The 24015-nt window shown below is 68.0% G+C and carries 24 protein-coding genes and 1 pseudogene; 7 read left to right on the forward strand and 18 right to left on the reverse strand.

Annotation, left to right across the window (positions count from 1 at the left end):
• Positions 1-100 precede the first annotated feature (100 nt).
• The 5 genes and pseudogenes from mftG to mftA form a co-directional block, all read right to left on the reverse strand.
• Positions 101-1585, reverse strand: a complete 1485-nt coding sequence (gene mftG, locus ACRWNM_RS08530; RefSeq protein ID WP_431965241.1) for a mycofactocin dehydrogenase MftG — start codon at positions 1583-1585, stop codon at positions 101-103.
• 71 nt (positions 1586-1656) lie between these two features.
• Positions 1657-3060 carry a mycofactocin biosynthesis glycosyltransferase MftF gene (gene mftF / locus ACRWNM_RS08535; protein ID WP_431965243.1) on the reverse strand — a complete coding sequence of 468 codons (1404 nt, stop codon included), beginning with the start codon at positions 3058-3060 and terminating at the stop codon, positions 1657-1659.
• 230 nt (positions 3061-3290) lie between these two features.
• A complete protein-coding gene (gene mftC / locus ACRWNM_RS08540; protein WP_431965407.1) occupies positions 3291-4472 on the reverse strand; it encodes a mycofactocin radical SAM maturase in 1182 nt (393 codons plus the stop codon).
• 234 nt (positions 4473-4706) lie between these two features.
• A pseudogene (gene mftB, locus ACRWNM_RS08545) lies at positions 4707-4898 on the reverse strand (mycofactocin biosynthesis chaperone MftB); the annotation flags it as partial.
• A gap of 14 nt (positions 4899-4912) precedes the next feature.
• On the reverse strand, positions 4913-5017 hold the full coding sequence (gene mftA, locus ACRWNM_RS08550) for a mycofactocin precursor MftA (protein ID WP_431965245.1): 105 nt from the start codon (positions 5015-5017) through the stop codon (positions 4913-4915).
• Positions 5018-5289: 272 nt separating this feature from the next.
• On the opposite strand from mftA, the gene mftR2 reads away from it, so the two are divergent.
• Entirely contained in the window at positions 5290-5928 is a 639-nt protein-coding gene (mftR2, locus tag ACRWNM_RS08555) for a mycofactocin system transcriptional regulator MftR2 (RefSeq protein WP_431965247.1), read from the forward strand.
• Between the two features lie 76 nt (positions 5929-6004).
• On the forward strand, positions 6005-7060 hold the full coding sequence (locus ACRWNM_RS08560; RefSeq protein ID WP_431965249.1) for a 2Fe-2S iron-sulfur cluster-binding protein: 1056 nt from the start codon (positions 6005-6007) through the stop codon (positions 7058-7060).
• A gap of 472 nt (positions 7061-7532) precedes the next feature.
• Here ACRWNM_RS08560 and ACRWNM_RS08565 read toward each other — a convergent pair whose 3' ends face one another.
• The 3 genes from ACRWNM_RS08565 to ACRWNM_RS08575 form a co-directional block, all read right to left on the reverse strand.
• Positions 7533-8276, reverse strand: coding sequence for a DNA alkylation repair protein (locus ACRWNM_RS08565; RefSeq protein ID WP_431965251.1), 744 nt, complete (start codon positions 8274-8276; stop codon positions 7533-7535).
• 257 nt (positions 8277-8533) lie between these two features.
• Complete coding sequence (locus tag ACRWNM_RS08570) at positions 8534-9295, reverse strand: glutamate racemase (RefSeq protein WP_431965409.1); 762 nt, start codon at positions 9293-9295, stop codon at positions 8534-8536.
• A 53-nt stretch (positions 9296-9348) separates the two neighbouring features.
• Positions 9349-10545, reverse strand: a complete 1197-nt coding sequence (locus tag ACRWNM_RS08575) for an NAD(P)/FAD-dependent oxidoreductase (protein WP_431965253.1) — start codon at positions 10543-10545, stop codon at positions 9349-9351.
• 187 nt (positions 10546-10732) lie between these two features.
• On the opposite strand from ACRWNM_RS08575, the gene ACRWNM_RS08580 reads away from it, so the two are divergent.
• The 4 genes from ACRWNM_RS08580 to ACRWNM_RS08595 all read left to right on the forward strand — a co-directional run bounded on the left by ACRWNM_RS08580 (position 10733) and on the right by ACRWNM_RS08595 (position 12326).
• Complete coding sequence (locus tag ACRWNM_RS08580; protein WP_431965255.1) at positions 10733-11101, forward strand: SPW repeat domain-containing protein; 369 nt, start codon at positions 10733-10735, stop codon at positions 11099-11101.
• Positions 11102-11174: 73 nt separating this feature from the next.
• A complete protein-coding gene (locus ACRWNM_RS08585; protein WP_431965411.1) occupies positions 11175-11828 on the forward strand; it encodes a TetR/AcrR family transcriptional regulator in 654 nt (217 codons plus the stop codon).
• An 88-nt stretch (positions 11829-11916) separates the two neighbouring features.
• The gene (locus ACRWNM_RS08590; protein ID WP_431965257.1) at positions 11917-12123 is read left to right on the forward strand and encodes a hypothetical protein; all 207 of its coding nucleotides are present in this window, start codon (positions 11917-11919) and stop codon (positions 12121-12123) included.
• A complete protein-coding gene (locus tag ACRWNM_RS08595; RefSeq protein WP_431965259.1) occupies positions 12099-12326 on the forward strand; it encodes a hypothetical protein in 228 nt (75 codons plus the stop codon). Before ACRWNM_RS08590 ends, ACRWNM_RS08595 begins: the two co-directional genes overlap by 25 nt.
• Before the next feature lie 35 nt (positions 12327-12361).
• Here ACRWNM_RS08595 and ACRWNM_RS08600 read toward each other — a convergent pair whose 3' ends face one another.
• The 9 genes from ACRWNM_RS08600 to ACRWNM_RS08640 form a co-directional block, all read right to left on the reverse strand.
• Positions 12362-13177, reverse strand: a complete 816-nt coding sequence (locus ACRWNM_RS08600) for an alpha/beta fold hydrolase (RefSeq protein ID WP_431965261.1) — start codon at positions 13175-13177, stop codon at positions 12362-12364.
• Between the two features lie 140 nt (positions 13178-13317).
• Complete coding sequence (locus tag ACRWNM_RS08605) at positions 13318-13566, reverse strand: hypothetical protein (protein WP_431965262.1); 249 nt, start codon at positions 13564-13566, stop codon at positions 13318-13320.
• A gap of 130 nt (positions 13567-13696) precedes the next feature.
• Complete coding sequence (gene fusA, locus ACRWNM_RS08610; protein ID WP_431965264.1) at positions 13697-15793, reverse strand: elongation factor G; 2097 nt, start codon at positions 15791-15793, stop codon at positions 13697-13699.
• A 270-nt stretch (positions 15794-16063) separates the two neighbouring features.
• Positions 16064-17254: an elongation factor Tu gene (gene tuf / locus ACRWNM_RS08615; RefSeq protein WP_431965266.1), complete on the reverse strand. Its 1191-nt coding sequence runs from the start codon at positions 17252-17254 to the stop codon at positions 16064-16066.
• A gap of 117 nt (positions 17255-17371) precedes the next feature.
• Positions 17372-19474, reverse strand: coding sequence for an elongation factor G (fusA, locus tag ACRWNM_RS08620; protein ID WP_431965268.1), 2103 nt, complete (start codon positions 19472-19474; stop codon positions 17372-17374).
• Positions 19475-19623: 149 nt separating this feature from the next.
• Positions 19624-20094 (reverse strand): 30S ribosomal protein S7, encoded by a 471-nt coding sequence (rpsG, locus tag ACRWNM_RS08625; RefSeq protein WP_067838240.1) that lies wholly within the window; start codon positions 20092-20094, stop codon positions 19624-19626.
• 1 nt (position 20095) lies between these two features.
• Positions 20096-20470, reverse strand: coding sequence for a 30S ribosomal protein S12 (gene rpsL, locus ACRWNM_RS08630; protein ID WP_014353064.1), 375 nt, complete (start codon positions 20468-20470; stop codon positions 20096-20098).
• Positions 20471-20824: 354 nt separating this feature from the next.
• Positions 20825-21376 carry a DUF3558 domain-containing protein gene (locus ACRWNM_RS08635; protein WP_431965270.1) on the reverse strand — a complete coding sequence of 184 codons (552 nt, stop codon included), beginning with the start codon at positions 21374-21376 and terminating at the stop codon, positions 20825-20827.
• Positions 21376-21864: a DUF3558 domain-containing protein gene (locus ACRWNM_RS08640; RefSeq protein ID WP_431965272.1), complete on the reverse strand. Its 489-nt coding sequence runs from the start codon at positions 21862-21864 to the stop codon at positions 21376-21378. The genes ACRWNM_RS08635 and ACRWNM_RS08640 overlap by 1 nt, the downstream gene beginning before the upstream one ends.
• A 451-nt stretch (positions 21865-22315) precedes the next feature.
• Here ACRWNM_RS08640 and ACRWNM_RS08645 point away from each other — a divergent pair, with 451 nt between their 5' ends.
• The gene (locus tag ACRWNM_RS08645) at positions 22316-22546 is read left to right on the forward strand and encodes a hypothetical protein (RefSeq protein WP_431965274.1); all 231 of its coding nucleotides are present in this window, start codon (positions 22316-22318) and stop codon (positions 22544-22546) included.
• Between the two features lie 179 nt (positions 22547-22725).
• Here the strand turns inward: ACRWNM_RS08645 and hppD are convergent, their stop codons facing one another.
• Positions 22726-23904 carry a 4-hydroxyphenylpyruvate dioxygenase gene (hppD, locus tag ACRWNM_RS08650; RefSeq protein WP_431965276.1) on the reverse strand — a complete coding sequence of 393 codons (1179 nt, stop codon included), beginning with the start codon at positions 23902-23904 and terminating at the stop codon, positions 22726-22728.
• Positions 23905-24015: the final 111 nt, after the last annotated feature.

Genomic DNA, 24015 nt, shown 5'->3' on the forward strand with positions numbered 1-24015 from the left:
TACCGGCGCGTATTCACAAGGAAGGGCGGATGTTCTGGTTTGTCCGCCAGGTCACATCCGGGACGAACCTCCTCATTTTGTGACCCATCCGTCTTTCACTTCACGATGTGAGCCAGCCCGCAGCATGTTCGGCGAGCATCACCGTCGTGGCCTGCGGTCCCCGGCTCAGCGGCACCGGAACGACGGACAGATCCACCACGGACAATCCGCTCACCCCGTGCACCGCGCACCGCGTGTCGACCACCGCATGCTCGGCAGCGCCCATCCGGCAGGTGCCCGAGAGATGTTGCGAGGTGGAAAGATTCGCGCGCAGCCAGGCATCGTGACCGGACGCGGGCGGCGAGTGACACGGGTAGGCGCCCGGTATCCGGTGCAGCACCTCGACCGCCAGCGCGACGGCGTCCCGCAGCCGCGCTCGATCGGCGGCGCCCGCCAGATAGCGGTGCTCGATCCGGGGCGCGGCGAGCGGATCGGCGCCGCGCAGCCGCAGCAAGCCCGCGGACTCGGGACGCATCAGCGCGACGCCGAGCCGGTGCCGATCCAAGGCGAACGGCACTGTGTACGGCCGGATTTCGATGTCGTCCAGGGTCAGCACGTACTCCAGCGGCACCGCCGCGGGAGTCGGCACGTCGAGCAGATATTCGAGGCCGATCTCGGGGTGGTCGTCGAACCCGGCGCCCACGGGCGCGGGACGCACCACCGGTATGCCGAGCGCCGCCAGCTCGTCCGGCGGCCCGATCCCCGAGCGCAGCAGCAGCGCCGCCGACTCCACCGCGCCCGCGCACAGCACGATCCGATCGGCCCGGATCGTGCCGCTCGTCTCGCCGCGCCGGTAGTCGACGCCGATCGCGCGATCACCGTGGAAACGGATGCGCGACACCAGGACTCCGCCTTGCACGGATAAGTTCGGGCGCGCCAGGGCGGGCAGCAGATAGGCCGACGCCGTGCCCACGCGCGCACCGCCGTCGACGTTGCACGGCACCGGTCCCACGCCCTCCGCGGGGCCCGCGTCCGGCAGCGCGTTGAGATCGGGCAGCGTGTTGAGATCTGGCACCTCGGCGAAACCCGCGTCGCGCGCGGCCGTGGCGAACGCGCGGCTCACCGGTGTCGGATCGGTCGTGCGGCGCACCGGGATCGGGCCGCCTCGGCCGTGTCCGGGCCGGTCGCCGTAGTCGCGGTCGTCCTCGAGCCTGCGGTAGGCGGGCAGCACCGACTCGAAGGACCAGTCGCGCGCGCCGCCGAGCGCCGCGCTCCAGGCCGCGAAGTCGGCGGCGGGTGCGCGCACGAAATAGCTGCCGTTGACCGTGCTGGAGCCGCCGATCACCCTGCCGCGTACCAAGTTCCCCTCGACCGCGCGGTCGTCGTCCGAACTCGCCGCGAGCGTCGCGGGATACCGCCACAACCATCGCGCTTCCGGCCCGATCGGCAGCCGCGTGGCATCGCGCAGCGCCGCGGGCATTTCGGCCGCGGTGGACCACACCGTGCCCGCCTCCAGCAGGCGTACGGTGTGATCGGGCGCTTCGCTCAACCTCGCCGCGAGCACGCACCCCGCGGTGCCGCCACCGACGATCAGGGTGTCGACCATAGGAACCAGCTCATCCGACGGGCGGGCCGTCGGCCCGGCAAACAACGATCAGCGCGGTGGCGCGGTGGATTTCACCGCGCTGGCGCCGTGGGTTTGAGCGCCTCGACGCTGCGCGCCCGAAAGGCGCCGAGCCAGAGCCCGGTGCCGTAGGCGATGTCGTCGAGACGCTTGTAGGCCAGGTAGCGGAACGGGTCGAGCCCGCCCGCGTCGCGGTGGGTGAACCAGTCGGCGAGGCCGTCGGCCACCGCCATGGTCACCGCGATCCGCCGGATGCGCCGCGAGGCCAGCATCGCGAGCAGCGTCACCGGCCAGTAGTGCCTGCACATCGCCGACGCCAACCGCCACAGCCCGGAGAAGAAACCGCGGGCGAGGTAGATGGACGCGATGCGCGTGGGGTTGTCCAGTGCGGTGAACACTCGCCGCAGCCGGGCCAGCGCCGTGACGAGGGTGACGATGCCGCCGAGCAGTCCCCACTTCGACATCGTCGCGAACAGCACCGCTGCCACCACCGTCCAGGACGGCACCGACAGCGGCGAGACCATGCCCTTGCCGTGCCGCTCGCCGAGCGGCGCGGCGCCCGTGCCGTAGAACAGCTTTCGCCCGAACCAGGACGGGAACGAGACACGGTGATCGTGCGCCACGTGCGCGGCGGGCTCGTAGCGCAGCCGCCAGCCCGCCTGCTCCAGCCGCCAGCACAGGTCGACGTCCTCGGCGACCCGCATGGATTCGTCGAAGCCGCCCTCGGCGAGCAGCGCCTGCCGCCGCACCAGCAGCGCGGCGCTCGGCACGTACGAGACCAGGCCGCGCGATTGCACGGCCGCCTCCCTCCTACCCAGGTCGAGCGAGGAGCGGGTGTGCTCGTAGCGGGCCAGCGCGTTGGTCTCCGGATCCAGCGCGACGATGCGGGGCGCAACGAGCGCGACCTTCGGATCGCTGAAATGCCCGAGCATGACCTCGAGCCAGCCGCTGCGCGGCACCACGTCGGAATCCAGAAACGCGACGAATTCACTTGTCGCCGCCCGCAGGCCGGCATTGCGGGCAGCCGACGGGCCCTGCCGCTCGTCGTGGCGCAACACGGTGACCCGGCAGCGAGTGCCACGGGACTCCGGGATCCGCACCGGTTGGTCGGAACCGTCGTCGACGACGATCACCGTGTGCCCGCGCAGCGCCGCCAACAGCCGGGCGAGGCCGTCGGCGTTGTTGTGCAGCGGCACGATGACGGTCACGTCGTCGGGCGAGGGCAGCAGTTGCGGCCGCGGATTGGCGACTCCGGAATCGAGCAGCCGTCTGGCAACAACCGCCGACTTGGGGTCGGTGACCTCGAGGTACCCGTCGCCGATCATCTCGGCGGCCTCCGGGGCAAGTCGTAGCAACCTGGCGGGTGAGCCCCCGATCAGGATGCGTCCGCCGGAGTATGCGCGTACCCGTGGATCGATACGTACCCCGAAGCCGTCGGGCAATCGATCATGGCGCATTCCTGGCATGCTAGGCGGATATTCGTGCGCGGGCATCATCGGTCCCGAAAAAAGAACGGAATTCCGCACGAATAGGCCCGTGACCGTGTGCGACTCGAACCACGGCGTGTTGCGGAGGGGTTGCGGACAATTCGATAGCGAGTTCCGGCAACGCAGTAGCTATTCATCGCTGCCCCATCGATAACCTGCGCTCGCCGGCTGGCAGCGCACGGCTGGCAACCGGCGGGTGGTCATGCCAGCGGACTCTCGTCGCAGGCGCGCGATGGCCGTCGCGCCGATAACGTCAGCGGGATCGGCCCGGACTTGCGCGCCGCGCCACTCCGCGGTGCGGCGCGGCGCGAGTGGTCCACCGAAGAGCGCGGTATGGTCCGTCCCGCGTCGGCCAGCGCGGCCTCGCCGTAACCCTGCACGCACTCCGGGTCGGGCCCGTCGGCGGGCAGTCCGGTGAAGAACTTCGCCGCCATGCAACCGCCCCGGCAGGCATCGTAATGCGCGCATCCCGAGCAGGCGCCACCGCCGCTGGGTTCGCGCAGCTCGGAGAACAGCTGCGATGTCTGCCAGACATTGCGAAAACCGTCGTCGGACAACACGTTTCCGGCCAGGAAGCGATCGTGGATGGCGAACGGGCAGGCGTATACATCGCCCACCGGGTCGACCAGGCAGACCACGCGACCCGCGCCGCACATGTTCAGGCCGGGCAGCGCCTGCCCGAAGGCCGAGAGGTGGAAGAACGAGTCGCCGGTCAGCACGCCCTCGCCGTTGCGCAGCAGCCAGTCGTAGAGCACCCGCTGCTGATCAGGGGTGGGATGCAGCTCGTCCCACACGTCCGCACCGCGGCCGGAGGGCCGCAGCCGGGTGAGTCGCAATGTCGCGCCGTACCTTTCGGCGATGGCGCGGAACTCGTCGAGCTGCGCGATGTTGTGCCTGGTCGCCACCACCGAGAGCTTCGCGTCGCGAAAACCGGCGGCCGCCAGGTTCTCCAGCGCGCGGATCGCCATGTCGTAGGAGCCGGGTCCGCGCACCGCGTCGTTGACCGCCGCGTCCGCGCCGTCCAGCGAAACCTGTACGTCCACATAGTCGCTCGCGGCCAGCCGCGCGGCGACGTCCGGGGTGATGCGAACGCCGTTGGTGGAGAACTTGACTCCCACATGGTGCGCGGTCGCGTAATCGACCAGCTCCCAGAAGTCCGGGCGCACAGTGGGTTCGCCGCCGCCGATGTTCACGTAGAACACCTGCATGCGCTCGAACTCGTCGATCAGCGCCTTGCACTGCTCGGTGCTGAGCTCGCGCGGATCGCGGCGGCCCGACGACGAAAGACAGTGCACGCAGGACAGATTGCAGGCGTAGGTGAGTTCCCAGGTGAGACAGATCGGCGCGGCGAGGCCGGACTCGAAACGGTCGACCAGGCGCACCGCGCGATCGGCCTGTGGCGCACCGGATTCCGATACGCCGGCGACGGTGGTGGACGCAGCGGTAGTGACCGCAGCGCCGCCCGACCGCGGGACCACCCCCGCATCCGGCCGGACGGCCTGCGCCAGCGCGGGCTTGGCTCCCGCGGCGCCGGATGCGATATCCGGCGCGCCGATGATCATGTCACCTTCGGCCAGTTGCGCGAGCGCCCGCACGTACGGCGCGGCGCCTTCGTCGGCGACACCGGCCGCGCGCAGCGCCGAGCGCACCGACGCGTGTTCCGGCAGCGATCGCACGATCTCGACGATGCGCCTGCTCTTCAGGAACGAGAGCTTGCGCGTGCCGAAGTGGTAGAGCAACGCGCCGAAGGGCTCGGGGCGCAGCGCCACCCTCGGATGCAGTTGCCATCGGGTATCGAGATCGAGCATGCCGTTCTCGCCCGTCAGTAGACGCCGCACATGCCGTCGATGGACACCTCTTCGATGAGGGTCTCCTCGACGAGCTCGGCTTCGTCGGTGTCGCTCGGCGCGATGAACTTGTGCGGCATGAGAACCTCCGAGTTTGACGACGGGACGCGACCACCTGTGTAGTCCCTGTCACACCTTAGCGACAACCCCCGCAAAAGTGAAACACGTTCCAATCGACGGGACCCCTCCTTCCCTCGCCGCCGGGCTCCACCGCATCACCACGCCGCACCGCCGCGGTACGCGACCACCGCCCGCGCCGCCACCCGCCCCTACCGTGGCGCTCTAGACTTCGGGTGTAGCACAGCTGAACAGAACGTGACGGGCGGCACATGCCCGCGGCAGTAGAGGTGGCATGGGAGTCGGACGAATGCAGGCGAACGGGGGCGGAAACACTCTGTCGGAGTCCGAGATCGTGGAGGCCGCGCTGCGGGTGGTTCGCGCGGATGGCGTGGAAAAGCTGTCCATGCGGCGACTTTCCCGCGAACTCGGCGTCTCCCCCATGGCGCCGTACTACTACGTGGCCGACAAACGCGAGCTGCTCGACCTCGTCGCCAGCGCCGCGCTCGCCGGCGTGCGCAAGCCACCGCCGGAATCCGGGCCGTGGCAGCAGCGCCTGCGCGATCTCATCGATCAGATCGATGAGAAACTGCGCAAGCACCCCGGGCTCGGCGATGTGCTCATCGAGCAGATGCTGGGCAAACAGCTCGACCTGATCGCCGCCATCATGGAGATCCTGTTCGAGGCCGGGTTCTCCGACCGCAATGTGCTCGCCGCCTACGCGACGATCCACACCTACCTGTTCGGCCGCAGCCGGGTGAACCCGCGCGACCGGGCTCCGCTGTCGGAGGTCACGCTGCCCGAGTCGGTGGAGCGGGCCACCAAGTACATCGCAGACCTGCGCGGCAAGTACGCCTACGACTTCGGCATGGAGGTGCTGATCGCCGGTCTCGAGGCCCAGCTTGTCCACCAGCCGGACCGCGACGTACGATGAAACTGAAACACGTTCTAGTTTTGTCGCCGGCCGCTGTTCGCACGGTCGCCGACGATGCCGGATTCGAGAGGACGTCATGACAACCGTCGAAGTTCCCCACGGCTCGCGCTCGGTCGTGCTGCGGGTTGCCGCCGTCATCACCGAGACGGCCGACACCAGCTCGCTGGTCTTCGACGTCCCGGAAGAGCTGCGGGAGAAGTTCGAGTACAAGCCGGGCCAGTTCCTCACGCTGCGTATCCCCAGCGACCGCACCGGCTCGGTGGCTCGCTGCTATTCGCTGGCGAGCTCGCCGCACACCGACGACCAGCCCAAGGTCACCGTGAAGCGCACCGAGGGCGGCTACGGCTCGAACTGGGTGTGCGACAACGTGAAAGCGGGCGATCAGCTCGAGGTGCTGCCGCCCTCCGGCGTCTTCACCCCGAAGAACCTCGACGAGAACCTGCTGCTGTTCGGCGCGGGCAGCGGCATCACACCGGTGATGTCCATCCTCAAATCCGCGCTGGCCCGTGGCAACGGCAAGATCGTGCTCGTCTACGCCAACCGCGACGCGGAGAACGTGATCTTCGCGAGCGAGCTGCGCGAACTCGTGGACAAGCACCAGCAGCGGCTCGTCGTGATCCACTGGCTGGAACCGCTGCTCGGCCTGCCGACCGCCGACACGCTGGCCACTCTGGTCGCGCCCTACACCGGCTACGAGGCATTCATGTGCGGCCCGAAGCCGTTCATGGACCGGGTGCACGACGCGCTCGGCCAGCTCGGCGTCTCGCGTTCGCGCACGCACGCCGAGGTGTTCAATTCCCTTGCCGGCGACCCGTTCGCCGACCAGGCGCCGGTCGAGGTCAGCGACGAGGAGGCCGCCGACGCGGCGACCGTCGAGGTGGAACTCGACGGCGAGGTGCACGAGCTGAGCTGGCCGCGCAAGCAGACGCTGGTCGACATCATGCTCGCCAAGGGACTCGACGTGCCCTACTCCTGCCAGGAGGGCGAGTGCGGCTCCTGCGCCTGCACGGTGCTGGAGGGCAAGGTCGAGATGGAGAACTCCGAGATCCTCGATCCGGAGGACATCGAGAACGGGTACATCCTGGGCTGCCAGGCCCGGCCGGTCACCGATCGGTTGCGCATCCAGTTCTGAGTCGGGCTCAGCACGCGGGCCTGGTCGACGCTCCGAGCGCTGACCGTGCGCGGCCTTTGGCCCGGTCTCAGCGCCGACCGTGCATACCGGGTCCGGCCTGGGCTCAGCGCGCCGATCGCGCATACGGTGTTCGATCTGCGCTCCGCAGCGCTGACCACGGCGGCGTCCGGGTCTGCGGCCTGCGCGCTGATCCGGGTGTGCGCTCAGCACGCCGATCGTCTGTGCGGTGTTCGGCCTGGGCTCAGCGCGCCGATCGTGCGTGCGGTGTCCGATCTGCGCTCCGAGCGCCGACCGTGGCGGCGTCCGGGTCCGCGGCCTGCGCGCTGATCCGGGTGTGCGCTCAGCACGCCGATCGTCTGTGCGGTGTTCGGCCTGGGCTCAGCGCGCCGACCGTGCGTGCGGTGTCCGATCTGCGCTCCGAGCGCCGACCGTGACGGCGTCCGGGTCTTCGGCCTGCGCGCTGAGTGTGCGCTCAGCGCGCCGAACGGTAGGCGCTGCGCTCGGCGGCGTCGAGGTGTTCGGTGGCGTAGCTGAGCGCGGTGCGGCCCATCCGTGCCGCGTGTTCGTCCAGGAAGCCGGTCAGCAGGGCGCGGTCGATTCGCTTGCCGACTTCGCGCAGCATCCAGCCGACCGCCTTCTGGATGAGGTCGCGGCGGTCGGCCAGGAGTTGTTCGCAGAGCTGGAACGTTGTGCTCGCATCACCCGCCTTGATGAACGCGAAGGTGGTCAGCAGGGCGACGCGGCGCTCCCACAGCGAGTCCGCGGCGGCCAGCTCGAAGAGCAGATCACGCGGCCGGTCGAGTAGCCACGGGCCGAGGACGTTCTCGGCGGAGGCGTCGACCAGGTCCCAGTTGTTCACCCGGCCGCGGTGCACGGCGTCCAAGTACAGACGCACCATCTTCTCTTGCTCCGCCACGTCGAGCGTGCGCGGCTTGGCCGCCTTCGCGAAGCGGGCGTTCAGGATGACCAGACCGGCAAGGCGCTCCTCGTGCACGGCGCTGTCGAGCAGGTCGTCGATCTCGGTGAGGTCGAGAGCGGCAAAGCGTTTGGCGATCGTGCGCGTCGTCGGGACACGCACCCCGATGAACACGTCGCCCTCGCCGTACTCCCCGGGCCCGGTCTTGAAGAAGCGCTGAAGATGGATCGCATCCGCGGGGTCGGCCGCCTCCGCGAGTGCCTGCCGGACATCAGCCGCGGTCGGCGCCGTTGCGATCATCGACTGCTCCCATCCCTCGGCACAGCGCCGTCGACCGACGCACGCCCATTCAACACGAGCGACCTACGACCGGACATCTGCCGAGGCCGAGGCTTCGCCACCGCGCTCGCCTCACCATCGGAGCGCTCGCCGTCGCGGGCGCGTGCTCCAGTCCGGCCGGATGCCGCTTCCGGCTCGTGCACGGGCAACCCGATCGGAAGATCACCACAGCCCGTTCAACGAGCGGGCGCTTGCGGCCGGGGAGACGCCGGCGACGATCAGACCTGTGCGCCGAGAATGCGTCCCGACTCGAAAGCCGCGGCGCTGGCGGGCAGTGCACCGGGCCGTCCGCTGTTCAACACCCGCACCACGCCGTTGCCGGTGGTCGGCCTGCCGAGCGCGTCCATCCGCCGAATGGTCTGCGCGGCAACGGCTTGCGCGCTGTCGAAGAGGCGAACACCGATCGGCAGCGCCGCCACGATGGCATCGATGACCAGCGGATAGTGCGTACAGCCGAGCACCACGCCTTCAACGTCGTCGGGCGTCTGCTCGGCGGCGCGGGCGATGGAGTCGCGGGCGGCGACCAGGTCGCCGCGGTCGATCGCGTCGGCGAGTCCGTGGCAGGCCACGCCGACCACCTTCGCGTCGCCCCCGAACGCCGCGATGAGGTCGGCCTGGTACTTGCTCGCGGTCGTCGCCGCCGTGGCCCACACCGCGACCGAGCGGCAGGCCGCGGCCGCGGGCTTGATGGCGGGCACGGTGCCGATCACCGGCACGGTGGGGCCGACGTCCGCGCGCACCTGTTCGAGCGCGGTCACGCTGGCCGTGTTGCAGGGCAGCACGATCACCTCGGCGCCCGACTCGATGGACGTGCGGGCCGCGCCGACCACCCGATCGACGGTCCAGCGCTCGGGTTTGGGGCCCCACGGAGCGCCGTCCGGATCGAGCTGCAGCAGCAGGTCCACGTCCGGCCGCAGCTTGCGCAGCCATGCGGCCGTTGGCAGCAATCCCAGCCCCGAGTCGATGAGCGCGACGATCACATCGACCACCGTATTACAGGAGTACCTCCCGGCCCGAACGGCTCCGCACGGTCTCAGGTGGCGGCGAGCAGGTCGGCGACCGGCGCCGCCGCGGCGATCTTCGCACGGGCCTTCATGACCTGCGCCGTCATTCCCGCGCCGACGACGCCGGTCAGGACGCCGTCCTTGGCGTAGTAGGCGAGGAATTTGCGGCCGTCGTCGGCGACGACGGTGACCTCGTCGGCGGCGCTCGGGGTGCCGAGTGCCTGGATCTTCACGTCGTACTGGTCGCTCCAGAAGTACGGGACCCGCGCCGCGGTCGGCGGTTCCGCGCCGAGCAGCGCGCAGGCCAGCAACTTGGCCTGCTCGCCCGCGTTGGTCCAGTGTTCGACCCGCTTGCGCTCGCCGGTCTCGTGCCGCCACGCGGCCACGTCGCCGACCGCCCACACCCGGTCGGCGGAGGTCCGGCCCACCTCGTCGGCGAGCACGCCGCCGCCATCGGCGGGTTCGGCGAGCGCGATGCCGGAGTCGGTCAGCCATTCGGTGACCGGGCGCGAGCCGATGCCGACCACCACGAGATCGGCGAGCACCTCCGCGCCGTCGGACAGCAGGGCGCCGCGCACCCGGCCCGCCTCGTCACCGAGGAAGGTGTCCAGCCCAGTGTGGCAGCGCAGGTCGACGCCCTCGGCGCGGTGCATGCGGGCGACCAGCGCGCCGACCTGCTCGCCGAGCACCGAGGCCAGCGGAGTCGGCTGCGGTTCGACCAGCACCACCTCGACGCCGCACGCGCGGAAACTGGCCGCGAGCTCACAGCCGATGAAACCCGCGCCGACCACGAGCGCCCTGGTGGCGCCGCGCAATTCGGCGCGCAGCGCGGCGGCGTCCGCGTGCCCGCGCAACACGTGCACGCCCTTCAGTTCGGGTAGGCCGGGCAGCAGGCGCGGACGCAGACCCGTCGCGATGACGAGGTGGTCGTAGTCGAGGGCGCCGCCGTCGGCCAGGGTGATGCGGCGGGCGGCGGTGTCCACCGCTGTCGCCGTGGTGGACAGGCGCAGATCGATCTGCTTCTCGTCGAAGAATTCCGCGGGGCGCAGCGTGGTGTCGTCGGTCTCGCCGCGGACGAATTGCTTGGACAGCGGCGGGCGATCGTACGGCAGGCGCGACTCGTCGCCGATCAGCACCAGACCGCCGGTGTATCCGGCGCGACGCAGTTCCTCGGCGGTGCGCAGCCCGGCGAGTCCGGCCCCGACGATCACGATCGGCGCGGTCATGCGACAACCCCTTCCTCCGTTGACACGACCCTCACCCTAGCGTCTGCTTGGTCAAGTTTTGCTGTGGCGGCAGTCACTTTCGCCAGGTCGATGATTGCCGCGCAATCGTGTCCGTTCAGCTATTGATCGGGCGGTCAATCAGGACTATACCGAGGTCAGGGCATATTTCGAGCCGAGGAGGCACACCATGTTCACCGAGAGTCGCGCGCAGGACCTGCTCGCCGTCATACTCGGAATCTTCACCGCACTGTCCCCCTTGTGGGTGGACACGAACGACAGGGCCATGTGGACGCTGATCGTCCTCGGCGTCCTGATCGCGCTCACCGGCCTGGCCCAGATGGCCCGGCCCGCCATGGCGATGGCCGACTACGCGATGGGCCTGTTCGGTGCGCTGCTGTTCATCTCGCCGTGGGCGATGGACTTCACCGAGTACAGCGGTGCATCCTGGACCGCATGGATCGTCGGCGTGGTCACGGTGGTCGTCGCGGTCGCGGCGCTGCCCGTGGTCACGGCGCGCATGCACCGGACCACCGGAGGAATGGCTCCGCACCACTGATGCATGACGGGCGAATCCCGCACCGCGATCCCGCCCGCGGCCGGACGGCAACGAGGACGCACCCCTGATGCAGATGCCGACACCCGGTCGTCGCGCGGCTCGACGACCGGGCTCGACCAAGACCGGGCGCCGCCGCAGCGCCAAGATCGACGGCGACGCCCGGCAACTCATCCTGGACGCCGCCGAAAGTCTCTTCGCGGCACAAGGATTCGACGCCACTGCGACGGCGGCCATCGCCGCGGACGCGGGCGTGCCGAAAGGTCTGGTCTTCTACTACTTCCCCACCAAGGACTCGATCCTCTCCGCGCTCATGACCGAGCGCATGCCCGCGCATCCGATCGCTGACATCGGCGCCGTGGTCGCCCCCGGCGATCCGGCCGCCAGCCTGGTCAACCTCGACGCCGCGCTGAATCTGCGCGACCACCATTCCTCGGTGCTGCGCGTGATCATGTGGCGCGAGGCCGACACCCATCCCGACGTGCGCCGCCAGCTCCGCCACCTGCGTAGCCAACTCCTCGACGTGACCGTCCGCGTCCTCCAGGCCAGCGCGCCGACTCCGGTCCGCCCCGGCACCCTCCGCGCCTGCGCCGCCGCCTGGGTCTCGGCCATGTTCGCCATCGCCAGCACCGACCGCCTGCACGCCCTCGACGGCATCCCCCTCCCCACCGCCGACGAAATCCTCAACGTCGCCCAGGTCGTCGCCGCGGGCATGACCCACCTCGGTTAGTGAGATCCACTTGCACTCCGGCCGTCCGTGCGCCGCAGTCGACAGCACAACGGCCGGTCGAACGCGGCACCTGCCGGAGCATAGAACCGTGACCGCCGCGCGCGACTACTCCGAGCTTCACGCGCTCATCGACCAGCTGAATCCCAGCCAGGCCGACGAGGTGCGCCGCCACGTGCTACGACTGGTCCACCCCCGCCCCGAGCGGTTCTCGGTGCTACGGACATTCGACGGTCCGTGGACAGACCTCGGCGCACGCGCCAAGGATGCGCTGTGGCGATCGCGGCAGGTGATCTGACGCAGATCGACATCACAGACGCCGATCTGCATCGGATGGCCGAATTGATGACGCAGTACCGGGGATTGCCCCTCGGCGTAGCCGATGCCTCGGTCATCGCCGTGGCCGAGCGCCTCGACACGGTCGAGATCGCATCGCTGGATCACCGTCACTTCCATGCTGTGACGCCCCGGCACACGCCAGGCTTCAAGCTCCTCCCCTGATCGGTGTGCTCCACTTCGAGCCGGCCCCGACGGAGCTATTCGGTCGGGGCCGAGAGGAATTCGAGGAGGTCGGGGGCGAAGCGGGGGTGTTTGACAGTGCCCATGTGGGAGGCGCCGGGGTAGATGATCAGGCGGGAATCGGGGATGCCGTCGGCGGTGCGCCGGAAGGTTGCCGTGGAGTAGAACTCGTCGTGTTCGCCGCCGACGACGAGTGTCGGGGCGGTGATTTCGCTGAGGCGGGCCGAGAGGTCGAAGGCGTCCTCGGCGCGGACGAAGGCGAGGGTGTCGGACGGGTTCTTCGGGCGCGCGAGCGGATCGAACAGCCACATGACGCCTTTGGTGAGGTGAGCGGTGATGGAGGTCGGCGCGGGAATCATGTAGTGCAACGCCCTGCGGCCCTCGGCGGCGGCCTCGGCGTAGTTCAGCTGCGCGACGCGCGCCTTCTCCTCCAGACGAAAGCCCGAGGCCCCCACGACCAGCTTCCGGACGACATCGGGATGGTCGGCGGCCAATTGCAATGCCAGCGATCCGCCGGAGGAAATACCGAGAATGTCCACGGGCGTATCGAATTCGGCGCGCAGTGCGTCGGCGTGCTGGGCCGCGATATCGGCCATCGTGGTGCCTTCGCTCATGCCGGGCGCCCTGTTCACCGCGTACACCCGCGCCTGCCTCGCCAGCGGCATGAGCGTCTTGATCTCGGACTCGCGCATCCACCCCGTCGGATTGGCATGGTCGGGGGTGAACCAGCGCAGGAACACCAGCGGACGGCCGGAACCCAAAGCGATATAGGGCATTCCGTGCTCCAACGCACCCTCGACGATATCGAGATCGATGTGTGCGGACTTGCTCATGCTTCCCTCCATTGGGCTGCGACGGCTCGATGCGGCGACGGCTCGACATGTCGACCGTATCGGTCCGCTCCGACAGAAGCGCGAACATCCAGCTCGCGTCGGCAGGGCCAGGCGTATCCGACGGGCGGTCGTCTCTCCGTTCAGGACGACCGCGGCATATCTCGGCGCGGTCGTCCGAAAAGCAGATACAGCTCGCGCAGCGCCCCTTCCGGATCGATCCACACGTGCGCACAGGACCGGCAGACCCAGTTCGGATCGTCGTCGGTGACGACGCAACCGCCGAGCCGGAGCAGCCCCACGGCCGCCAGGACGCGGGCATGGGGCGAGGGTAGGCCGTAGAGGATAGGGATTCCGTGACGTCCACACTCGGTGCATCGGTCGTTGCTCATCGGTAACCGCATCCTCTCCTCGGCGACTCCGGGTCGATAGTCGATGCATCGCGCGAACCGAATCCATCGTTGCGACACACCCTTACGACACGTGAACGGCGCCGTTCCTCGGAACGGCGCCGTTCACCAGTTACCGGCCTCGGCCCGCGATGACCCCGTTCGCGACCGAAGCGGGCGCCTCGGCGTAGGAATCCAGGACCATGGCGTAGTTCGCCCGGCCCTGCGTCCTCGACCGCAGATCACCGATGTAGCCGAACATCTCCGTCAACGGAGCCAGCGCCCGCACCACCCGCGCGCCGCCGCGCTGCGCCACGTCCTGGATCCGCCCGCGTCGCGCGTTCAGATCACCGATGACCTCGCCGAGGTATTCGTCCGGGGTGACGACCTCGACCGCCATGACCGGCTCGAGCAACGCGGGCCTCGCTCGCACCAGCGCCTCCCGCACCGCCTGTGCGGCGGCGACGCGGAACGCGTGCTCGGACGAATCCTGCACGTGCGCCGCACCATCGAGCAGCACCACGCGCACGCCGAACACCGGGTACCCGGCCAGCACGCCGTTGCGCAGCGCGTCCTGCGCACCGGCGTCCACCGCGGGCAGGTACTCCTTCGGCACCCGCCCGCCGCTCACCCGGCTCTCGAATTCGTAGCTCGCGCCGTCGTCGGCCGTGAACGGCTCCAACGCCAGCACCACCTTGGCGAACTGGCCGCGTCCGCCCACCTGTTTGCGGTGGGTGCACTCGAGCCGGTCCACCGCGGCGGTGACGGTTTCGCGGTAGGCGACTTGTGGCGCACCGATATTCGCCGCGACCCCGAACTCGCGCCGCATCCGGTCGAGCAGAATCTCCAGGTGCAGCTCGCCCATGCCGCCGATGACGGTCTGCCCGGTCTCGGCATCGACCCGCACCGCGAACGTCGGATCCTCCTCCGCCAAACGCTGAATCGCCTCGCTCAGCTTGTCCTGGTCAGCCCTGGTTCGCGGCTCGATCGAGACCTGAAGCACCGGATCGGGAAACGTCATCGACTCCAGCACGATCTGGTCGTGCGGGTCGCACAGGGTGTCGCCGGTCGCGGTGTCCTTCAGTCCGATCACCGCGCAGATGTGACCGGCCGACGCCGCCGCGATCGGGCGCTCGATGTTCGAGTGCATCTGGAAGAGCTTGCCGAGCCGCTCCTTTCCTCCGTTCGTCGAATTCAGCACGACGGCACCGGTTTCGGCGCGTCCCGAGTACACCCGCAGATAGGTGAGCTTGCCGAAGTACGGGTGCGCCGCGACCTTGAACGCCAGCGCCGCGAAGGGCGCGTCTTCGCTTGCCTCGCGGTGCACGACGGCAGCCTCGTCGCCGGGCAGGTGACCGTCGACGCCGCCGCCGTCCAGGGGCGAGGGCAGATAGTCGACGATCGCGTCCAGCATCGGCTGCACGCCCTTGTTCTTGAAGGCCGAACCGCACAGCACCGGATAGAGTTTCGAGCCGACCGTCGACCGCCGGATGGCGGCCTTGATCTCCGCGGCCGTCGGTGAACCGGCGAGATACCGCTCGAGCAGTTCCTCGTCGGTGTCGGCGAGGGCTTCGAGCATTGTCTCGCGGGCGCTTTCGGCTCGCTCGCGCAGCTCGGCCGGGATGTCGGTGACGGTGTAGCGCGCACCGAGATCCGTATCGTCCTGCCACACGATCGCTTGCCACTCGACCAGGTCGACGACGCCCGCGAAGGCGTCCTCCGCGCCGATAGGCAGCTGAACGACGAGCGGCCGCGCACCGAGACGCTCCGCGATGGTCCGCACGGTGAATGCGAAATCCGCACCGAGCTTGTCCATCTTGTTGACGAAGCAGATCCGCGGCACGTCGTACTTGTCGGCCTGACGCCACACCTGCTCGGACTGCGGCTCGACGCCCTCGTTGGCATCGAACACCGCAACGGCGCCGTCGAGCACGCGCAGCGAACGCTCCACCTCGACCGTGAAGTCGACGTGGCCGGGCGTGTCGATGATGTTGATCTGGTGCTGTCGCCAGAAACAGGTCGTCGCCGCCGCGGCGATCGTGATGCCGTGCTCGCGCTCCTGCACCATGCGGTCCATCGCCGCGTTGCCGTCGTGCACCTCGCCGATCTTGCGAGTCACGCCGGTGTAGAACAGGATTCGCTCGGTGGTCGTCGTCTTGCCCGCATCGATGTGCGCCATGATGCCGATATTGCGTACCCGGCCGAGATCGGTCTGTATCCCACGCGTCATGGGAATCCCCCAGTCCATCAACTAGTTTCGTCGAAAGTTCGACGCTCGCCTAGTTGTTGCGCTCCGGTGACGGCACGAGCATCGTGTCGCGCGGCGCCGCCCGGCGCCCAAGACACGCCGCCGACCTACCCCCGCGCTCGCGGACCCGAAGTAACCATGCCCCTTGTCTACCGCCCCACCCACCCCACCGTCCATCGAATTACCCCCGAAACGCCGAACGGCGCCGCTCCTTGCGGAGCGGCGCCGTTGGGAGATCGGTGATTCAGGGAATCACTTGATGATCTTGGTGACGCGGCCGGCGCCGACGGTGCGGCCACCCTCGCGGATCGCGAAGCGCAGGCCCTCTTCCATGGCGACCGGCTGGATGAGCTTGACGCTCATCTCGGTGTTGTCGCCCGGCATGACCATCTCGGTGCCCTCGGGGAGGGTCACGACGCCGGTCACGTCGGTGGTACGGAAGTAGAACTGCGGGCGGTAGTTGTTGAAGAACGGGGTGTGGCGGCCACCCTCGTCCTTCGACAGGATGTACGCCTGGCCCTCGAAATCGGTGTGCGGGGTGGTGGTGCCCGGCTTCACGATGACCTGGCCGCGCTCGACATCCTCGCGCTTGATACCACGAACCAGCAGACCGACGTTGTCGCCCGCCTGGCCCTGGTCGAGCAGCTTGCGGAACATCTCGATACCGGTGACCGTGGTCTTGGTCTTCTCCGGACGGATGCCGACGATCTCGACTTCCTCGTTCACGTTGATCACGCCACGCTCGACGCGACCGGTGACGACGGTGCCACGACCGGTGATGGTGAACACGTCCTCGACCGGCATCAGGAACGGCTTGTCGGTCTCACGGACCGGCTCCGGGATCGACTCGTCGACCGCGTCCATAAGATCCTCGACGGCCTTGACCCACTTCGGGTCACCCTCGAGCGCCTTCAGGCCGGAGACACGCACGACCGGCGCGTCCTCGTCGAACTCCTGGGCGGCCAGCAGCTCGCGGACCTCCATCTCGACGAGCTCGAGGATCTCCTCGTCGTCGACCATGTCCGACTTGTTCAGCGCGACCAGGATGTAGGGCACGCCGACCTGACGGGCGAGCAGCACGTGCTCACGGGTCTGCGGCATCGGGCCGTCGGTGGCGGCGACCACCAGGATGGCGCCGTCCATCTGCGCCGCACCGGTGATCATGTTCTTGATGTAGTCGGCGTGACCCGGGGCGTCGACGTGCGCGTAGTGGCGCTTGTCCGTCTGGTACTCGACGTGGGAGATGTTGATCGTGATACCACGAGCCTTCTCCTCCGGCGCCTTGTCGATCTGGTCGAACGCGAACGCCGCGTTCAGATCCGGGAACTTGTCAGCCAGCACCTTGGTGATCGCCGCGGTCAGCGTGGTCTTGCCGTGGTCGACGTGACCGATGGTGCCGATGTTGACGTGCGGCTTCGTCCGCTCGAACTTCGCCTTCGCCACTGTGGTGTCCTCCTGGACTTGTTGGTGCGTGCAGTTGCAGCAGTGCGGGTTTTTACTTACAGGGTCGTGCTGACGCCCGGTTGACCGGGGCGCGGCTCACACCACGCCCCGATTCGATTACTCGCCGGTCGCCTTGGCGATGATCTCCTTCGACACGTTGGCCGGAACCTCCGCGTACGAATCGAACACCATGGAGTAGTTCGCCCGGCCCTGGGTCTTCGACCGCAGGTCACCGATGTAACCGAACATCTCCGAGAGCGGAACCAGCGCCTTGACGACACGGGCACCACTGCGTTCCTCCATGGCCTGGATCTGGCCACGGCGGGAGTTCAGGTCGCCGATCACGTCGCCCATGTAATCCTCGGGCGTGGTGACCTCGACAGCCATCATCGGCTCGAGGATCACCGGACCGGCCTTACGGGCCGCTTCCTTCAGAGCCTGCGCGCCGGCGATCTTGAATGCCATTTCCGACGAGTCGACGTCGTGGTAGGCACCGTCGAGCAGGGTGACCTTCAGGTTGACCAGCGGGTAGCCAGCGAGCACACCGTACTGCATGGCGTCCTGGGCACCGGCGTCGACCGAAGGGATGTATTCCCTCGGCACGCGGCCACCGGTGACCTTGTTCTCGAACTCGTAGTGCGCACCGTCCTCGCCCACGAACGGCTCGAGGCCGATGATCACCTTCGCGAACTGGCCGGAACCACCGGTCTGCTTCTTGTGCGTGAACTCGAGCTTCTCGACCTTCTTGGTGATGGTCTCGCGGTAGGCCACCTGCGGCTTGCCGACGTTCGCCTCGACCTTGAACTCGCGCTTCATGCGGTCAACGAGGATGTCGAGGTGGAGCTCGCCCATGCCGCCGATGACGGTCTGGCCGGTCTCCTGGTCCAGCTTGACCGAGAAGGTCGGGTCCTCTTCCGAGAGACGCTGGATCGCGGTGCCCAGCTTCTCCTGGTCGGACTTGGTCTTCGGCTCGATGGAGACCTCGATGACCGGGTCCGGGAAGGTCATGGACTCCAGCACGATCTGGTTCTGCGGATCGCACAGGGTGTCACCGGTGGTGGTGTCCTTGAGGCCGATGACCGCGTAGATGTGGCCGGCGGAGGCCGCACCGACCGGGTTCTCCTTGTTGGAGTGCATCTGGAACAGCTTGCCCAGACGCTCCTTCTTGCCCTTGGTCGAGTTGATGACCTGGGCGCCGGAGTCGACCTTGCCGGAGTACACGCGGACGTAGGTCAGCTTGCCGAAGAAGGGGTGCACCGCGATCTTGAACGCCAGCGCCGCGAACGGCTCGTCGGCGCTCGGCTTGCGGGTCAGCAGCTCCTCTTCCTTGCCGGGCACGTGGCCGGTGGTGGCCTCCACGTCCAGCGGCGAGGGCAGGTAGTCGATGACCGCATCGAGCATGGGCTGCACGCCCTTGTTCTTGAACGCGGAACCACAGAGCACCGGGTAGAGCTCGGAGTTCACCGTCATCTTGCGGATGGCGCCCTTGATCTCCTCGATCGTGAGCTCCTCGCCGCCGAAGAACTTCTCCAGCAGCGCCTCGTCCGACTCGGCGACGGTCTCGAGCAGCTCCTGGCGGTACTGCTCGGCCTGCTCCTTCAGGTCGTCCGGGATCTCGGTGACCTCGTACTGCTCGCCGAGCTTGGTCTCACCGCGCCACACTTTGGCGTTGTTCTCGACCAGGTCGACGATGCCCTCGAAGGTGTCCTCCGCGCCGATCGGCAGCTGGATGACCAGGGGCTTGGCGCCGAGGCGCTCCTTGATGGTGCGCACGGTGAAGTAGAAGTCCGCACCGAGCTTGTCCATCTTGTTGACGAAGCAGATCCGCGGCACGTCGTACTTGTCGGCCTGACGCCACACCTGCTCGGACTGCGGCTCGACGCCCTCTTTACCGTCGAACACCGCGACGGCGCCGTCGAGCACGCGCAGCGAACGCTCCACCTCGACGGTGAAGTCGACGTGCCCGGGGGTGTCGATGATGTTGATCTGGTTGTCGTTCCAGAAGCACGTGGTAGCCGCGGAGGTGATGGTGATACCACGCTCCTGCTCCTGCTCCATCCAGTCCATGGTGGCCGCGCCGTCGTGGACCTCACCGATCTTGTAGGTGATACCGGTGTAGAAGAGGATGCGTTCGGTAGTGGTGGTCTTACCGGCATCGATGTGGGCCATGATGCCGATGTTTCGGACCTTGTTCAGGTCGGTGAGCACGTCCTGTGCCACGGAAATCTTCCCCGCTCGTAGCTAGTTGGGATCTTCGGGTTCCAGACCCTGTCGGGTCTCACTATGTCAACGCCGGAAGGGGCACCGAAGTGCCACCCTCGCGACTGTGAGCCTTCCGGCGCCGACACGAGCGACGGGCCGGCCGACAATCACCAGCGGTAGTGCGCGAACGCCCGGTTCGACTCGGCCATCTTGTGGGTGTCCTCGCGACGCTTCACCGAAGCGCCCAGACCATTGCTGGCGTCCAGCAGCTCGTTGGCCAGACGCTCGACCATGGTCTTCTCACGACGCGCGCGGGCGAAGTTGACCAGCCAGCGCAGCGCAAGGGTGTTGGCACGGCCGGGACGAACCTCGACCGGAACCTGGTAGGTGGCGCCACCGACGCGGCGGGGCTTCACCTCGAGCGACGGCTTGACGTTGTCGAGGGCGCGCTTGAGGGTGACGACCGGGTCGGTGCCGGTCTTGTCGCGCGCCTGCTCGAGCGCGCCGTACACGATGCGCTCTGCGGTCGACTTCTTGCCGTCCAGCAGGATCTTGTTGACCAGCTGGGTGACCAGCGGCGACCCGTAGACCGGGTCGTTGATCAACGGACGCTTGGGAGCGGGGCCCTTGCGCGGCATATCAGCTCTTCTCCTTCTTGGCGCCGTAGCGGCTGCGGGCCTGCTTGCGGTTCTTCACACCCTGGGTGTCCAGCGAGCCACGGATGATCTTGTAGCGGACACCGGGGAGGTCCTTCACACGACCGCCACGGACGAGCACCATCGAGTGCTCCTGGAGGTTGTGGCCCTCGCCGGGGATGTAAGCCGTGACCTCGACCGCGCTGGTCAGGCGAACACGCGCGACCTTACGCAGCGCGGAGTTCGGCTTCTTCGGGGTCGTGGTGTACACGCGGGTGCACACGCCACGACGCTGCGGGCTCCCCTTGAGGGCCGCGGTCTTGGTCTTGGCGACCTTGTCACGGCGACCCTTGCGGACCAGCTGGTTGATGGTTGGCATAGACCGGCTTTCCTTGTTGTCTAACGCGGTTGTCTGGACTTCGTGTCTGTGTTCAATTGGCGGGGCGTGCACGTCGGCCCCTACGCGGTCACGCAGGCCTTCGGCCTCCGGTTCCGACGCTCGCACCGCCGTTCATCGAGCATTCACTCGCACGTCCAACCACGTTTCTCGCGTCCCGAGGTCGGGCGTGTCGCGCGCGGGAAAGAACCCATATTCCGGGCATGCCGGGAAGGTCGGCCGCTCTCGCTGGCCTACGTCCTACGCACGAACTTGCCCGCATGCTTCCGGGCACAGCGATCCACGATACTCGTGAGATTCGTGCAGGGTCAAAGTGGGGTCGGTATGGATACCGTTTTACCTGGCCAGATTCAAAGTCAGCTCCAGCAAAGCCTTGGCCGCCGCGCACGGATCCGGATGTGCGGAACCGGGTCGGTAGTTGATCCACCAACCCACCACGCCGCTGTCGGCCGCGCTCGCGCTGACACCGCACGAGTGCGGGTCGTTGGGCCGCCTCGTCTGCAACGCGCGACTGCTCTGCACCATCACGCTCTCCGAGAGATACCCCAGCTTGTCGTTGGTGATCTTCTCGTTGTTCAGCGTGCCGAGCTCGTACCAGTTGAGCGTCACCATGGCCATTCCGCCCGGTGCGTCGTGAATGTCCCACATGCACACTGCGCCGAGGAAGGAGCCTTCGACGATCTGAGCCTTGCCGACGATCTCACCGATCTTGGCGGCGTCGACGACCTCGCACTCGCGCAGCAGTTTGTCGAAATTGGTGTTCGCGGGCTCGCTCGCGCCGACCGGCTCGGGCACGCCGGGGATCGTCTGCCCGCAGCCCGCCGCGGCGACGACCGTCATGGCCAGCGCCGCGGTCACGCCCGCGACGCGGCGGCGCCACCCGGCCATCATCCCAACCTCTGCAGGGTCAGGCCGGCCAGTTGCCGCATCCGGTCGCAGGGGTTGCCGCTCACCTCGGAGAAACTTCCGACGAATGTCGACCACTCGAAGAAATCGTCGTCCAGTTGCACGGCGAGGTCACACACGCGCCCGCTCGGATCCAACGCCTGGAAGCCACGCCTGCCGCCCACTTCGATCACCTCCGGTCCACGCCCCTGCAGCGAAACCCACGCCCGCTCGCGGTCGATGGGACTGCCGCGGTACGACGCGAACGTCACGCTCGGCGAACTGGCCCCGGCGGACTGCCAATTGCAGCCGACCGAGTTACGGAACACTTGCGAGATCCGGCCGAGCCCCCCGAGGTCACGCACCTCGTCGTCGGTGACGTGACCGCACTCGCCGACGAACGGGCCGAGGGCCGCGACCTTGGGCGGCGGGCGCAGCGGCGCGTTGTCCGAATCCCCTCCGTCACCGGCCCCGCACGCGGACAGAAGCATCGAAGCGATCGCCACCGCCGAAACGCGAACCTTCCAGGAAGGGATCACGACACCTCTTTCGACAGCGAAACCCGGAAAACCACCGGCGCCCGGGTGCCCGCGCGATGGCGATCCAGCCGGACCACGCTTCGTGAACACACCATGCTGACGACTCTACCGAGGGGCCGTCGCGAAGGCATGGCCCCGAGGGACCGGCGGCGCATCGTTGCCGCCGACCGCCGTACCCGGGTATGCTCGCGGTCGTCGAAATGCGTCGAATCAGAACGCTTTTCGGCACTACTGATCATGCCGGGGGGCATCCGACGAAGACAGGCCGGTCGCGTGGCCGTCCACTGCCACAGCCGAAAGGCGTCTTCTGCCGAATGAAATCCGCCCGGGAGGGTCGGAGAGACAAGCCGGGTCACGCAGCCGCGAGACCCGGTGCGAACACACATCAACGGGGGGTTCTCACATGAAGTTCATTGCGTACTCGGCGCTCGCACTGCTGACGACGGGCGCTGTCGTCGCCGGGTCGACCGGAACGGCGGCGGCGGTCGGTGGAATTCGTGGCATCTACGACGACGCGAGCACCTGCGTGCGGGAGGGACGGCAGAAGGGATACACCGATTCCCACGGTGATCGCTTCTTCTGCAAGCAGCTTCCGGACGGCAGGTGGGCGCTTCTGTTCCCTGCCGAGCCCTGATCCTCTCGGCTCGCAGGGGCCCTCGGTGCGACTGAGCTCCTCGTGAGCACAGCCCACCAGAGCTCGGCGTGAACACAGCGTGGCCGCGTCCGGCACCAACAGTGCCGACGCGGCCACGAAGTTCGAACGAATTCACCGGCCGTTCGCCGGTCTCGACCGCGCCGTTCGTGTCGCTAGACCTAGAGATTCCCCCGCGCCGCCTGTTCGCGCTCGATCGCCTGGAACAGCGCCTTGAAGTTGCCCTTGCCGAAGCCGAGGGAGCCGTGCCGTTCGATGATTTCGAAGAAGACGGTGGGGCGGTCGGTCAGCGGCCTGGTGAAGATCTGGAGCAAGTAGCCGTCCTCGTCGCGGTCGACGAGGATGCCCCGGCGCTGCAGCTCGGCCACCGGCACCCGCACCCGGCCGATGCGCGCGCGCAACTCCGGGTCCTCGTAGTAGGTGTCGGGGGTTTCCAGGAATTCCACGCCCTCACGGCGCAGGTTGTCGACGCAGGTGAGGATGTCGCTGGTGGCCAGCGCGATGTGCTGGACGCCCGGCCCGCGATAGAAGTCCAGGTACTCGTCGATCTGGGAGCGCTTCTTGCCGACGGCCGGCTCGTTCAGCGGGAACTTCACCCGGTGGTTGCCGTTGGCCACCACCTTGCTCATCAACGCCGAGTACTCGGTGGCGATGTCGTCGCCGACGAATTCGGCCATGTTCGTGAAACCCATGACGCGGCGGTAGAACTCGACCCAGTGGTCCATCATGCCGAGCTCCACGTTGCCGACCACGTGGTCGATGGCCTGGAACAGCCGGGTCGGCGCGCCCGGGCGCGGCTGGTAGCCGGAGCGGCGAGCCACATAACCCGGCCGATACGGACCGTAATAGTTGGAACGGTCGATGAGGGTGTGCCTGGTCTCGCCGTAGGCGGCCAGCGCCGCGGTGCGGATCGTGCCGCAGTCGTCGGTCTCGTCGTGCGGCTCGACCAGGACGGTGGCGCCGTGGGTGCGCGCCCACTCGATGCAGCGGTCCACGTCGGGCACCTCGAGCGCGATGTCGACCACGCCGTCGCCGTGCCGATCGTGGTGGCCGATCAACGGGCTGTCCGGATGCACCGCGCCGGTGACGACGAAGCGGGCGGCGCCACTGCGCAGCACATACGCCTTGTGGTCGCGGTTGCCGGTCTCCGGGCCGCAGTACGCCTCCAGCCGCATCCCGAACGCGGATTGCAGGAAGTGCGCGGTCTGCGTCGCGTTGCCGACTACCCAGACCAGGGCGTCCCAGCCGATCACAGGAAAGGGGTCGATGCTGTCGTCGTGGTCGACCAGTCCGACGAGCCCGCGCAGCTCGCCGTCGGTCGGCAGGTGCTCGATGGTCATGAATCAAGCAAATATCCGCCGCCGACCGGTAGGCAACTGCCCTGATTTTCGGTAGACACAGTGGCGGATTCGGCTAGCGCATCCCGCGGAATGCTGGACAATTTGAATAGT

It is taken from the genome of Nocardia sp. bgisy134, from assembly GCF_965341865.1.
GTDB lineage: Bacteria > Actinomycetota > Actinomycetes > Mycobacteriales > Mycobacteriaceae > Nocardia.